The organism is Isoptericola sp. Y541 (genome assembly GCF_059445465.1).
Map to the genome: position 1 here is coordinate 182,038 of NZ_JCAIUJ010000008.1, position 12,697 is coordinate 194,734.

Genomic DNA, 12,697 nt, shown 5'->3' on the forward strand with positions numbered 1-12,697 from the left:
GCCTGCAACGAAGCAAAGGAGGTATCTCATGTCAGCACCGTCCGTCCCCAGGGAGCGGATGGGACGACGCCGGGACGACACCCGGCTCGCCCTGGCGTTCATCCTGCCGGCCGCCATAGGGCTGGTCGTCTTCTACTTCTGGCCGCTGGTCCGCGGCATCTGGCTGAGCTTCACGTCCTGGGACCTGCTCAGCCCGGCCGAGTTCGTCGGCCTGGACAACTACCGGACCATGGTCGCGGACCCGGTGTTCTGGAACGCCGTGCGGGTCACGCTGCTGTACGTGGTGATCAACATCGTGCTGCAGACCGCGGTGGCCCTGGTGATCGCGGTGCTGATGCAGCGGCTCAGCCAGTCCACGCTGCTGCGGTCGCTCGTGCTCGCCCCGTACCTGGTCTCCAACGTGGTCGCCGCCCTGGTGTTCCTGTGGATCCTCGACTTCCAGCTGGGCATCGGCAACCAGGTGCTGGAGTGGATCGGGCTGGACCGGATCGGGTTCTTCACCTCCGACGCCTGGGCCATCCCGACCATCGCCGTGGTGAACGTCTGGCGACACATGGGCTACACGGCCCTGCTGATCTTCGCCGGCCTGCAGACCATCCCGCACACCACGTACGAGGCGGCCAAGGTCGACGGCGCCTCGGAGACGCGGATGTTCTTCGGCATCACCCTGCCGCTGCTGCGCCCGATCCTCGGCCTGGTGCTGATCATCTCGGTGATCGGCTCGTTCCAGGTGTTCGACACCGTGGCGGTCACCACCAACGGCGGCCCGGTGGACGCCAGCCGGGTGCTGCAGCTCTACATCTACGACAAGGCGTTCGCCCAGTTCGACTTCGGGTACGCCTCCGCACTGAGCGTGGCCATGCTGCTGATCCTGGTGGTGGTCACCTTCTTCCAGTACCGCGTGACGCGGGCCGGCCAGACGGACCTGAACTAGGGAGGCGGCGACCATGACCGAGACCAAGGCACCAGCCGAACCCACGATCGTCGAGGCGACCGCCCCGCACCACGAGGCGCCCCCGCGACGCCGCCGTCGCCGACCCAGCCCCGGCCGGGTAGTGGCGTGGGTGGTGATGATCCTGCTCCTGCTCGTCACGCTGTTCCCGTTCTACTGGATGCTGCGCACGGCGCTGTCCAGCAACGGGGCGCTGTACGCCAACTCCACCTCCCTGCTGCCGGTCGACTTCAGCTGGGGCGGGTTCGAGCGCGTCTTCGGGCTGCAGACCACGGAGGAGGCCATCGCGCAGGGAGGCTCTGGGGCCTCCATCGACTTCTGGCTCTACCTGCGTAACTCGGTGGTGGTGGCCACCGTGGTCACCGCATGCCAGGTGTTCTTCTCCGCGATGGCAGCGTACGCGTTCGCGCGGCTGCGCTGGCGGGGGCGCAACCTCGTGTTCAGCGTCTTCCTGCTCTCGCTGATGGTTCCGGTGATCTTCACCCTGCTGCCGAACTTCATCCTGATCAAAGAGCTGGGGCTGATCGACTCGCTGCTCGGCATCATGCTGCCGGGGCTGTTCATGACCCCGTTCGCCATCTTCTTCCTGCGGCAGTTCTTCATGAACGTCTCCACCGAGGTGGAGGAGGCCGCGCTCATCGACGGCGCCAGCAAGATCAGGGTGTTCTTCGCGATCATCATCCCGATGTCCGTGGGACCGATCGCGACCATCTCGATCCTGACCTACATCGGGTCGTGGAACGACTACTTCTGGCCGCTGATGGTCAGCTACACCGACGAGTCCCGGGTGCTCACCGTGGCCCTGGGCAACTTCAACGCGCAGACCCCGCAGACGGGGCCGGACTGGGCTGGGCTGATGGCCGCGACCCTGGTGGCCGCGCTGCCGATGATCCTGCTCTTCCTCGCGTTCGCGAAGCGGATCGTCAACTCCATCGGCTTCAACGGGATCAAGTGAGGCGGCAGATCGTGCACACATATCGCAAGGCCGGGGCCCTGGCCGCGGGACTGGCTGCCGGCGCTCTCGTCCTCGCCGGGTGCGCGGGGCCCGCCACCGGCGGTCCCGGCACCGCGGAGGACTCCGTCACCCTGGACTACTGGCTCTGGGACGCCAACCAGCTGCCCGCCTACCAGCGGTGCGCGGACGAGTTCGAGGAGCAGAACCCGGACCTGCAGGTGCGGATCAGCCAATACGGCTGGGGCGACTACTGGCGCAAGCTCACCGCGGGGTTCGTGGCCGGCGCCGGTCCGGACGCGTTCACCGACCACCTCACCCAGTACCCCAGCTTCGCCAAGAAGGGCCTGCTGCGGGACCTGAACACGCTGGAGGCCACGGCCGACGTCGACTACGCCGGGTTCCAGGAGGGCCTGTCCGACCTCTGGGTGGGCCAGGACGGCGCGCAGTACGGCATGCCCAAGGACTTCGACACAGTCGCGATGTTCTACGACAACGCCGTCATCGCCGAGGCCGGGCTGAGCCCGGAGGACCTCGAGGGCCTCGACTGGAACTCGGAGGACGGCGGCACCTTCGAGAAGCTGCTGGCCCACCTCAGCGTGGACGAGAACGGGGTGCGCGGCGACGAGGAGGGCTTCGACCCCGACCACATCGCGGTCTACGGCCTTGCCTCGAACGGGTCGGGCGGCACCGCCGGGCAGACGACCTGGTCCTGGCTGGCGGGGGCGACCGGCTGGACGTTCACCGACGCCGACGTGTGGGGCACCGAGTACCACTTCGACGACCCGCGGGTGCAGGACTCCATCGGGTGGCTGTTCGGCCTGGTGGAGAAGGGCTACATGGCGCCGTATGAGGAGGTCGGCACCGAGCCCAACCCGCAGCAGGCCCTCGGCTCGGGCCGCGCGGCGATCTCGCCGAACGGGTCCTGGATGCTCGGCACCTACGCCGGCCTGGAAGGCGTGGACCTGGGCATCGCCTCCCTGCCGAGCGGCCCCGTGGGCCACCCGGTGTCGATGTACAACGGCCTCGCCGACTCTGTCAGCGCCCAGTCCCCGAACCCCGAGGAGGCCGCCCGGTGGGTGGAGTTCCTCGGGTCGGACGACTGCCAGCGGCTGGTGGGGGAGGCCGGCGTGGTCTTCCCCGCGCGGCCCGCCGGTACCGAGGCGGCGATCGAGGCGTTCGGCGACCGTGGCCTGGACGCCTCGGTGTTCACGGACCTGGTCGAGAAGAATCAGACGCTCTTCCACCCGGTGACCGAGCAGTACGGCGCGATCGACGCGATCATGACGCCGATCATGGACGAGATCTACATCGGCGACCGGGACGTCAGCACGCTCACGGAGGTGAACGACCAGATCAACGGGCTCCTGAAGTGAGGTCGAGGTGAGGACGGCCCCGCTACGGTGACGCCGTGCCCCGCAGCAGCCGTGACCGCACCGTGGAGTTCCGCCTCGCCCCCGACGACGTCTCGGCGATCCGGTTCGGCGTCTCGCCCGGCCACGAGCTCGCGCACGCGATCCGGGTGCTCGTGCAGCCGCACTACCACCCGCTGCAGTGGGGCCGGCTGCGTCGAACGCGCGGGCACGCCCCGCCCGCGCGTTCGACCTGCTGCGCCTTGGGGGAGGCGCTGGTCGGGGGCTGACGCCGCGCCGCGACCGCCGCGGTTCCCGGTCGTTCAGCGCGGGGCTGGTCCCGTGCTCTGCCGCACGATGAGCCGCACGGGCACGGTCTCGTGCGTGCCGCTCAGGTCGACGCCGTCCCGCACCTGCCGCAGCAGGAGGTCCACGAGGCGCTTGCCGATCCGGGCGAAGTCCTGCTCCACCGTGGTCAGCGGCGGCCACAGGTGCTCGGCGAGGGTGATGCCGTCGAAGCCGACGACGGACACGTCCTGCGGCACTCGCCGGCCCGCCTCGTGCAGCGCGTGCAGCACGCCGGTGGCGGTCTCGTCGTTGGCGCAGAAGACGGCGGTGACGTCGGGGTCGGCGGCGAGCGCCCGGCCCGCCGCGTACCCGGTCCGCGCCGACCAGTCGCCGTGCAGCGGCTCCGGGACGGGGCGGACGGCCGCGCGCAGCGCGTCGCGCCAGGCGTCGGTGCGGCTCTGCGCGGGTACGGAGTCGTCGGGCCCGGCGACGTGGTGCACGGTGCGGTGCCCCAGGCTCAGCAGGTGCTCGACGGCGAGCCGGGCGCCGGCGGCCTGGTCGGCGCGGACCGCGGGGTGGCGCCCCACGAACCGGGAGTCGGACACGACCACGGGGAGCTGCGGTGGCAGCACCAGCGTGTCGGGGGTGGCGGTCTCGGCGCGCACGATGACGAGGCCGTCGATCGCCTGGTGCGAGAGGCGCGCGACGGCCGCCGACACGTCGTCGGGCGACGGGCTCTCGAGGTCGACGATCGTGACGGTGTAGCCCTCGGCCCGCGCCGCCTCCACGACGGCCTCGACCGTGCGGGACTCGCCGGTGCGGGCGAGCCGGTGGGCGATCACCCCTAACGTGCGGAAGCTGCCGTAGCGCAGGGCGCGCGCCGCGTTGTTGGGGGCGTAGCCCAGCTCGGCCATGGCGGCGAGGACGCGGTCGCGCGTCGCGGGCCGCACGTTGTCGAGGCCCATGGACACGCGCGAGACCGTCTGCGAGGACACGCCGGCGAGCGCCGCGACCTCGGCCAGCGAGGGGGCCGACCGCGGGCGCGCCCCGCCCCGGGAGCGCTCGTCGCGCGCCCCGCCCACCCCCGCCGTCTCCGCCGTCGCCGCCATCGCCGCCCCCGTCCGGTCGTCGTCGCCCCGAGCCGTACCGCCAGGGCTGTGACCTGCGGTCGGCTTGACATCCATGCAACCCCGCGACACTCTAATGCGGCCAGGATGTTTACGTAAACATTCGGCCCGTCCCCTGGGAGTAGCTTCGTGACCGCAGACGCTTCGGCTTCCGCGCCGTCCCTCGTGACCGCCGTGCGCCGCAGCCGTCGCCGGTGGACCGGCTGGACGTTCGTCGGGCCGTTCATGCTCGTCTTCGCGCTGGTGTTCCTGGCCCCGATCGCCTACTCGCTGTACCTGTCGGTATTCCGCACGCAATTGGTGGGCGGCACCACCTTCGTGGGTCTGGACAACTATGCGCAGGCGCTCCAGGACCCGCGGTTCTGGGAGGGCCTCGGCCGCGTGTCACTGTTCCTGCTGGTGCAGGTGCCGATCATGCTCGGCCTCGCCCTGCTCGTGGCCCTCGCGATCGACAGCGGCCGACTGTACGGCAAGAGCTTCTTCCGTATCTCGATCTTCATGCCGTACGCGGTGCCCGCCGTGGTCGCGTCCCTCATGTGGGGGTTCATGTACGGCACGCGGTTCGGTCTGGTGGGCAACATCAACGACGCCCTCGGTATCAGCCTGCCGGACCCGCTGTCCCCGGACCTGGTGCTCGCGTCGATCGGCAACATCGTCACGTGGGAGTTCGTCGGCTACAACATGCTGATCTTCTACGCCGCGCTGCGCGTGATCCCGCACTCGCTGTACGAGGCGGCGGAGATCGACGGGGCCGGCCAGTGGCGCGTCGTCGGGGCCATCAAGCTGCCTGCCATCCGCGGCGCCCTCGTCATCGCCACGATCTTCTCGATCATCGGCAGCTTCCAGCTGTTCAACGAGCCCAGCATCCTGCAGTCGCTCGCCCCGAACGTCATCACGACGTCGTTCACGCCCAACCTGTACGCCTACTCGCTGTCGTTCTCCGGCCAGCAGTACAACTACTCCGCGACCGTGGCCATCATCATGGGCCTGATCACCATGGTGATCGCCTACGTGGTGCAGCTGCGCGGCATGCGCAAGGAGGCGTGACCCGTGTCGACGCTGACCGCTCGCCCGGCCCGCCCCGCGCCCCGGCTGCGCACGCCCCGCCACCACTCCGTCGCCCGACCGCGGCGCAGCCCGCTGCTCACCGTGCTCACCGCGGTCGTCCTGGTGTACTCGCTGTTGCCGCTCGCGTGGCTGCTCATCAACGCCACGAAGACGCAGGAGAGCCTGTTCTCCTCGTTCGGCCTCTGGTTCGCCGGCGACTTCTCCCTCTGGGAGAACATCCGCGCCACGCTGACCTACGACGACGGCGTCTTCGTGCGCTGGCTCGGCAACACCGTGCTGTACGTGGTGGTGGGCGCCGGCGGGGCCACGTTCCTTGCGATCCTCGGCGGCTACGCCTTGGCGAAGTTCGACTTCCCCGGCAAGCGCGGCGTCTTCGCCCTCGTCATCGGCGCGGTGGCCGTGCCCGGCACGGCGCTCGCCGTCCCGACGTTCCTCATGTTCAGCCAGATGGGGCTCACGGACACGCCGTGGGCCGTGATCATCCCGACGCTGATCTCGCCGTTCGGGCTGTACCTCATGTGGACGTTCGCCGCCGAGGCGGTACCCGGCGAGCTGCTCGAGGCCGCTCGGATCGACGGGGCGGGGGAGTTCCGCACGTTCTTCCGCGTGAGCCTGCCGCTTCTGTCCCCGGGGATCGTCACCGTGCTGCTGTTCACCATGGTCGCGACCTGGAACAACTACTTCCTGCCGCTGATCATGCTGCGCGACTCGTCGTGGTACCCGCTCACGCTCGGCCTCAACGCCTGGAACGCGCAGGCAGCCACGGCCGGCGGTGAGGCGGTCTTCAACCTCGTGATCACGGGGGCGCTGCTGACGATCCTGCCGCTCGTGGTCGCCTTCCTGCTGCTGCAGCGCTTCTGGCAGTCCGGCCTGGCCGCCGGGAGCGTCAAGGAATGACCTCCTGGCGCAGGCTCAACCACCGATTTTCAGCGTCTGACGACGAAGTGAGGAAACCTATGAACACACGATCCCGCCACCTGACGCGCGGCGCCGCTCTCGCCGGGGTGCTGGCCCTGGGCCTCGCGGCCTGCGGCTCCTCGGACGACGGAGGGACGGGCGGGGGCGACGACGTCGCGCCCGTCGACACCGCCGCCGTCCTCGAGAAGGGCGGGGAGATCACCGTCTGGTCGTGGGAGCCCACGCTCGAGGACGTGGTGAAGAGCTTCGAGGAGCAGTACCCGAACGTCACGGTGAACCTGGAGAACGTCGGCACGTCCAACGACCAGTACACGGCGCTGCAGAACGCGATCGCGGCCGGCGACGGCGTGCCCGACGTCGCGCAGATCGAGTACTTCGCGGTGTCGCAGTTCGCCATCTCAGAGGCGCTCACCGACCTTGCCCCGCTCGGCGCGGCCGAGCTGGACGACACGTTCACCATCGGGCCGTGGAGCTCCGTGCAGAGCGGAAAGGGCACCTACGGCCTGCCGATGGACTCGGGCCCGATGGCGCTGTTCTACAACGAGGAGGCCTTCGACGAGTACGGCGTCGACGTGCCGACCACGTGGGACGAGTTCCTCGAGGCTGCGCGCTCCATCCACAAACAGGACCCGAACGCCTACATCACCAACGACAACGGCGACGCCGGCTTCACTACCAGCATGATCTGGCAGGCCGGCGGGGAGCCCTACACGGTCGACGGAACCGGGGTGTCGATCGACTTCAGCGGCGACCCGGGCACCCAGAAGTTCGCCGAGGTGTGGCAGAAGCTCATCGACGAGGACCTGCTCGCCCCCGTCGGCTCGTGGAGCGACGAGTGGTACCAGGGCCTGGGCGACGGCAGCATCGCGTCGCTCGCCACCGGCGCCTGGATGCCCGCCAACCTCGAGTCCGGCGTCCCGCAGGGGTCGGGCAAGTGGCGCGTGGCCGAGCTGCCGCAGTGGGACGTCAGGGAGCACGCGTCGGCCGAGAACGGCGGCTCCTCGCTGACCGTCCCCGCGGCCAGCCAGAACACCGAGCTCGCGTACGCGTTCGTCGACTACGCCACCGCCGGCGACGGCGTGCAGACCCGCATCGACGGCGGCGCGTTCCCCGCCACCACGGCCGACCTCGAGTCGGACGAGTTCCGCGGCACGGAGTCCGAGTACTTCGGCGGGCAGAAGATCAACGAGGTGCTCGCCGACTCGGCCGCCGACGTCGTGGACGGCTGGAACTATTTGCCCTTCCAGGTGTACGCGAACGCGATCTTCAACGACACGGTGGGCAAGGCGTACGTCTCCGACACCACGCTGACCGACGGGCTCGCGACGTGGCAGGAGCAGTCGACCACGTACGGCAACGGACAGGGCTTCACGGTCAACGAGCAGCCGTAGTCCCGGCGAGAGCCCTCGCAGCACCCGACCCGGAGAGGTGGCACGCACGTTGCCCACGTTGACGACGTTCGAGATCGGCGAGCGGGACTTCCTGCTCGACGGCCGCCCCTTCCAGGTGATCAGCGGGGCGCTGCACTACTTCCGGGTGCACCCGGACCAGTGGGCGGACCGGATCCGCAAGGCCCGGCTCATGGGGCTGAACACGATCGAGACGTACGTCGCGTGGAACTTCCACGCATCCGAGGCCGACGAGTTCGACCTCACGGGGCGTCGCGACCTGGGCCGCTTCCTCGACCTGGTCGCCGCGGAGGGGCTGCACGCGATCGTGCGGCCTGGCCCGTACATCTGCGCCGAGTGGGACGGCGGCGGGCTGCCGGCCTGGCTCTTCGCCGGCGATCCCACCGGGCAGCCCGCCGGCGTGCGCCGGTACGACGCGCGGTTCCTCGAGGCCATCGGCACGTACTTCGCGCGGCTGCTGCCGGTGGTCGCCGAGCGGCAGGTGACGTGCGGCGGCCCGGTGCTCATGGTGCAGGTGGAGAACGAGTACGGCGCGTACCCGGGCGTGCCCGCCGACGAACGCACCCGCTACCTGCGTGCGCTCGTGGACCTGACCCGCGAGCAGGGCATCGACGTGCCCCTGTTCACGTCCGACCAGGCCGACGACGAGCACCTGTCGCGCGGCGGGCTGCCCGAGCTGCACAAGACGGCGAACTTCGGCTCGCGGTCCCTCGAGCGGCTCGCCGTGCTGCGCCGCCACCAGCCCACCGGGCCGCTCATGTGCACGGAGTTCTGGGACGGCTGGTTCGACTCGTGGGGCCTGGAGCACCACGTCACCGCCCCGGAGACGACGGCCCAGGACCTGGACGACCTGCTGGGCGCGGGCGCGTCGGTGAACCTGTACATGTTCCACGGCGGCACCAACCTGGGCCTCACCAACGGGGCCAACGACAAGGGCACGTACCTGCCCATCACCACGTCGTACGACTACGACGCACCGCTGTCCGAGCACGGCGCCGCGACCGCCAAGTTCCACGCCCTGCGCGCGGTGATCGGCAAGCACGCCCCGGTGCCGGACGAGCTGCCGACCGAGCCGGGCCCGGCGCCCGAGCTCGACGTCGTCCTCGAGGGCCGCGTGCCCCTCGCCGACGTGCAGCACCTGCTGGCGCCGCGGGGCGCCGTCCGGTCGGACGGCCCGCCGCCGACCATTCCGACGATGGACGCGCTGCGGCACTGGTCGGGGTTCGCCCAGTACTCCACGACCGTCGAGGCCGACGACGCTGTGCTCGTCGTCGACGAGGTGCGCGACCGCGCGATCGTCGCGCTCGACGGCGACCCGGTCGGCGTGCTCGACCGCGCCACCCACGCGTACTCCCTCCCGCTCCCGCGGCGGTCCGGCACGCTGACGCTGCTCGTCGAGGACCGGGGCCGGGTGAACTACGGCCCCCGCATCGGCGAGCCGAAGGGGCTGATCGGGCCGGTGCGCACCGCGACCCGGGAGCTCACGGCCTGGGAGGCGATGCCGTTGCGGCTGCAGGAGGCACCGACGCTGCTGACCGACGCCGCGTGGACGGGCGGCGCCGACGACACCGCGCCGTTCGCCGGGCCGTCGTTCCACCGCGGCACGTTCGACTCGGTGGCGGGCGTCGACCACTTCCTGCGCCTGGACGGCTGGTCCCGCGGCCTGGCGTGGGTCAACGGCGAGCTGCTGGGCCGGTACTCGAGCCAGGGGCCCACCGAGACGCTCTATGTGCCCGGGCCGCTCGTCCGGGCGGGCGGCAACGAGCTGCTGCTGCTCGAGCTGCGCGGTGCGGCCGGGGCGCGCGCCCGGTTCGTCGCCGCACCCGACCTCGGCCCGACGGAGGCCTGAGCCGCGCCGACGACCCGGACCTGCGCGCACGATAGATTGCCCGGGATGCGCCGCCCCGCCCCTGAGTCCTCGTCGTCCGTCGCTCGCGTCCCGGGGTTCCGGCCGCTGCTGGCGATGTCGGCGCTGGGCTTCTCGGGCTACGCGCTGCTGCTGCCCGCCGCGCCGCTGTGGGCGGTGCACGGCGGCGCGGGCGAGGGCGGCGCCGGCCTGGTCAACGCGGTGCTCATGCTGGCCACGGTGCTCACGCAGACCACGGTGCCGTGGCTGCTGCACCGGGTGGGCTGGCGGCTCACGATGTCCGTGGGAGTCGTCCTGCTCGGCATCCCGTCGCTGCTGTTCATGGCCACCGACCATCTCCCGTGGCTGCTCGCGTTCTCCGCGGTGCGCGGCATGGGGTTCGCCGTCCTGACCGTCTGCGGGTCGAGCGCCGTCGCCGCCCTGGTGGACGGGCCGCGGCACGGCCGGGCGATCGGGCTCTACGGCCTGTCGATCGCCTTCCCGCAGCTGGTGCTCCTGCCGAGCGCGGCCTGGGTCGCCGAGACCCTCGACTTCGGCGTCGTCTTCGCCCTCGGCGCCCTGCCGGTGCTCGCGGTGCCATTCGCGGTGTTGCTGGGCCGCCGGCTCGACGCCGTCGACGCGGACCGCGCGGCCGAGGACGCCGCGGCGCCCGCCGTGGTCGACCAGGCTGGTGCGGCGGTTCGACGACGTGGGCGCACCCTGCTCGCGCTGGTGATGCCGTCGCTCGTGCTGCTCGCGGTGACGACGCCGGGCGGGGCGCTGCTGACCTTCGCGCCGCAGTTCGCCGGCGGCGCGGGCGGGGGAGCTGGCGCCGCCGTGGCGGGGCTGCTCGGCTTCACGGCCGCGACGGCGCTGGCCCGCTGGGGCGTGGGCGGGTTCGCCGACCGGTTCGGGCCGCGCGTGTTCCTCGCGCCGCTGCTCGCCGTCTGCGCGGGCGGGCTGGCGCTGTGCGCGTGGGCGATCGCGGCGGGCGGCGTGCGGCCGGCCGTCCTCGTGCTGGGCATGACGATCGTCGGCGTCTCCTACGGCAGCCTGCAGAACCTCACCCTCGTCGCCGCGTTCGCCGCCGTGCCGCAGCGGCAGCACAGCACCGCGAGCGCCGTGTGGAACATCGGGTTCGACGCCGGCACCGGGCTCGGGTCGCTCGTCGTCGGGTTCATCGCCGCCGGGACGAGCTTCTCCGTGGGGCTGCTGACGACGGCGGCGGTGTGCGTCGTCGCGGCCGGGGCCGTACTGCTGGGCCGGCGTCTCCGCTGAACTTGCCCCCCGCCGGGTGCAGGATGGGTTCGGGGGCAGCGACGCGACGGGCGGAGGCCGAGATGGGCAAGCAGCGGCACGGCAAGGAGCAGGGCAAGGAGCAGGGCAAGGAGCAGGGCAAGGAGCACGGCAAACAGCACGGCCGCAAGAAGGGCGGGCCGAGCCTGTACCAGCTGGTGATCCTCGGCCTCGCGGTCGCGGCCGTCACCAAGGAGCTGCGGAAGGACAAGGACGAGCGCACCTGGCACGGCACCGTCGCGGGCTTCGTCCCGTACGAGTTCCGGATGCCCACCGTCGAACGCATCCGCGAGCGGGTGTGGGATCCGGACGCCGAGCACCTGCTCGGCCCGCACGTCTTCGGCGTCGGGTGGACCGTGAACGTGGGGCGCGTGGTGGAGCTGGTACGGCGTCGGATCGACGACGGGCGCGAAACCGCTGGTTGAGCTTGTCGAAGCCAGGTTTCGACAGGTTCAACCAGCGAGGGACCGGACGACAAGCCCCTGCGCGAGGGCGCCGAACGAGCCGTGGACGTCGTGCAGCACGCTGCTGGTGAGGCCCGTGCCCGTGGCGCCGAAGGTGACCGTGGTGTCGAGGCCCAGCCACTCGCCCTCGGGGGCGCGGTGCAGGTGCGCGGCCAGGTCGAGGTTGGGGAATGCGACCTGGCGCGGGTCGGCGCGCACCGACATGCCGTTGGCGAGGTCGAGCAGCCCGACGGTCCGGGCGAGGCCGCCCACCTCCTCGTCCTCGACGAGCGCGTGGTCGGTGCGGACCCAGACCGTGCCCCGGCCGGGCTCGGCCAGCGTGCGGCGCACGTCGATCGACTCGACGAAGGCGCCCGGCCAGTCTTCGCTAGGCTTCCACGCCGCGTGCTCGTCGGGCCCCGGCACGGGCGCGGGTGCGCCGCCCGCCAGGTCGGCGGTGTCGCCCACGGCAGCGAGCCACGCGCGGAGCGTCACGACCGTGCGACCGCCGCAGGCCACCGTCGCCTCCACCAGCTCGACGCCGCGCCCCGGGCGCAGCACCCGTACGTCGGTGGTCATCTCCTCGAGCCGGTACGGGCCCCAGATGTCGAAGGCCAGCCGCGTGGCCGCCAGCTCGTGCCGGCCCCGCGCCGCGCGGTCGAGCTCCACCAGGTGCGTGAGGAGTCCGAGCGTCGGCGCCACGTGCTGCTCGTCGGTCTTCCACGCCCCGCCCACGTGCTCCGTGGGGTGGAACGTCGTCGCGCCTGTGCGCAGGAAGTAGGCCATGGTCCGTCCGTCCTTCGTGGGGAGAGACGGCCATCCTGCCAGGGCCGCCGGCCTGCCGGGGCCGCCGGCGACGGCAGCGTCCCAGAACGGTGCGCCGCGCATGGCCCACGTCTGGAGCAGGCTCCGGGAACACCTAGGTGTGATGTCCAGGGAGGTTGGTCAGCCTGGTGATTGGTGGCTGGCCGCCGATGGCGGAGTGGGCTCGGTGGTGATTGTAGAAGTGGAGCCAGCCGGGCAGAGCAGCGTTGCGCTGTTCGGTT

At 71.3% G+C, this 12,697-nt stretch carries 12 protein-coding genes and 1 pseudogene; 10 read left to right on the plus strand and 3 right to left on the minus strand.

Annotated features, from left to right (window positions below):
• The first annotated feature begins 28 nt into the window (after positions 1-28).
• Genes AC1C2V_RS17220 through AC1C2V_RS17235 form a run of 4 tightly spaced genes read left to right on the plus strand, consistent with a single transcriptional unit; the run spans position 29 to position 3,546 of the window.
• Positions 29-934 (plus strand): carbohydrate ABC transporter permease, encoded by a 906-nt coding sequence (locus tag AC1C2V_RS17220; RefSeq protein ID WP_495390864.1) that lies wholly within the window; start codon positions 29-31, stop codon positions 932-934.
• 13 nt (positions 935-947) lie between these two features.
• A complete protein-coding gene (locus AC1C2V_RS17225; RefSeq protein WP_495390865.1) occupies positions 948-1,907 on the plus strand; it encodes a carbohydrate ABC transporter permease in 960 nt (319 codons plus the stop codon).
• 11 nt (positions 1,908-1,918) lie between these two features.
• Positions 1,919-3,280 (plus strand): ABC transporter substrate-binding protein, encoded by a 1,362-nt coding sequence (locus AC1C2V_RS17230; RefSeq protein ID WP_495390866.1) that lies wholly within the window; start codon positions 1,919-1,921, stop codon positions 3,278-3,280.
• Positions 3,281-3,315: 35 nt separating this feature from the next.
• Positions 3,316-3,546 (plus strand): hypothetical protein, encoded by a 231-nt coding sequence (locus AC1C2V_RS17235; RefSeq protein ID WP_495390867.1) that lies wholly within the window; start codon positions 3,316-3,318, stop codon positions 3,544-3,546.
• A 33-nt stretch (positions 3,547-3,579) separates the two neighbouring features.
• Here AC1C2V_RS17235 and AC1C2V_RS17240 read toward each other — a convergent pair whose 3' ends face one another.
• Complete coding sequence (locus AC1C2V_RS17240; RefSeq protein WP_495390868.1) at positions 3,580-4,728, minus strand: LacI family DNA-binding transcriptional regulator; 1,149 nt, start codon at positions 4,726-4,728, stop codon at positions 3,580-3,582.
• A 168-nt stretch (positions 4,729-4,896) separates the two neighbouring features.
• Here AC1C2V_RS17240 and AC1C2V_RS17245 point away from each other — a divergent pair, with 168 nt between their 5' ends.
• The 6 genes from AC1C2V_RS17245 to AC1C2V_RS17270 all read left to right on the plus strand — a co-directional run bounded on the left by AC1C2V_RS17245 (position 4,897) and on the right by AC1C2V_RS17270 (position 11,633).
• A complete protein-coding gene (locus AC1C2V_RS17245) occupies positions 4,897-5,718 on the plus strand; it encodes a carbohydrate ABC transporter permease (protein WP_495390882.1) in 822 nt (273 codons plus the stop codon).
• A gap of 3 nt (positions 5,719-5,721) precedes the next feature.
• A complete protein-coding gene (locus AC1C2V_RS17250) occupies positions 5,722-6,636 on the plus strand; it encodes a carbohydrate ABC transporter permease (protein WP_495390869.1) in 915 nt (304 codons plus the stop codon).
• Positions 6,637-6,695: 59 nt separating this feature from the next.
• Positions 6,696-8,048, plus strand: coding sequence for an ABC transporter substrate-binding protein (locus AC1C2V_RS17255; RefSeq protein ID WP_495390870.1), 1,353 nt, complete (start codon positions 6,696-6,698; stop codon positions 8,046-8,048).
• Positions 8,049-8,106: 58 nt separating this feature from the next.
• A complete protein-coding gene (locus tag AC1C2V_RS17260) occupies positions 8,107-9,915 on the plus strand; it encodes a glycoside hydrolase family 35 protein (protein WP_495390871.1) in 1,809 nt (602 codons plus the stop codon).
• A gap of 45 nt (positions 9,916-9,960) precedes the next feature.
• Positions 9,961-11,190 (plus strand): MFS transporter, encoded by a 1,230-nt coding sequence (locus tag AC1C2V_RS17265; protein WP_495390872.1) that lies wholly within the window; start codon positions 9,961-9,963, stop codon positions 11,188-11,190.
• Positions 11,191-11,252: 62 nt separating this feature from the next.
• Positions 11,253-11,633, plus strand: coding sequence for a DUF5808 domain-containing protein (locus AC1C2V_RS17270; protein WP_495390873.1), 381 nt, complete (start codon positions 11,253-11,255; stop codon positions 11,631-11,633).
• 27 nt (positions 11,634-11,660) lie between these two features.
• Here AC1C2V_RS17270 and AC1C2V_RS17275 read toward each other — a convergent pair whose 3' ends face one another.
• Both AC1C2V_RS17275 and AC1C2V_RS17280 read right to left on the minus strand, forming a co-directional pair.
• Positions 11,661-12,539, minus strand: coding sequence for a thioesterase family protein (locus AC1C2V_RS17275; protein ID WP_495390874.1), 879 nt, complete (start codon positions 12,537-12,539; stop codon positions 11,661-11,663).
• Between the two features lie 31 nt (positions 12,540-12,570).
• Positions 12,571-12,697, minus strand: a pseudogene (locus AC1C2V_RS17280) (IS481 family transposase); the annotation flags it as partial.

Excerpts from the sequence above, each read along its gene's own strand:
- AC1C2V_RS17220 (WP_495390864.1), top strand. The coding sequence starts at position 29 with ATGTCAGCACCGTCCGTCCCCAGGGAGCGGATGGGACGACGCCGGGAC.
- AC1C2V_RS17225 (WP_495390865.1), top strand. The coding sequence starts at position 948 with ATGACCGAGACCAAGGCACCAGCCGAACCCACGATCGTCGAGGCGACC.
- AC1C2V_RS17240 (WP_495390868.1), bottom strand. The coding sequence starts at position 4,728 with ATGGATGTCAAGCCGACCGCAGGTCACAGCCCTGGCGGTACGGCTCGG.
- AC1C2V_RS17245 (WP_495390882.1), top strand. The coding sequence starts at position 4,897 with ATGCTCGTCTTCGCGCTGGTGTTCCTGGCCCCGATCGCCTACTCGCTG.
- AC1C2V_RS17255 (WP_495390870.1), top strand. The coding sequence starts at position 6,696 with ATGAACACACGATCCCGCCACCTGACGCGCGGCGCCGCTCTCGCCGGG.
- AC1C2V_RS17265 (WP_495390872.1), top strand. The coding sequence starts at position 9,961 with ATGCGCCGCCCCGCCCCTGAGTCCTCGTCGTCCGTCGCTCGCGTCCCG.
- AC1C2V_RS17270 (WP_495390873.1), top strand. The coding sequence starts at position 11,253 with ATGGGCAAGCAGCGGCACGGCAAGGAGCAGGGCAAGGAGCAGGGCAAG.
- AC1C2V_RS17275 (WP_495390874.1), bottom strand. The coding sequence starts at position 12,539 with ATGCGCGGCGCACCGTTCTGGGACGCTGCCGTCGCCGGCGGCCCCGGC.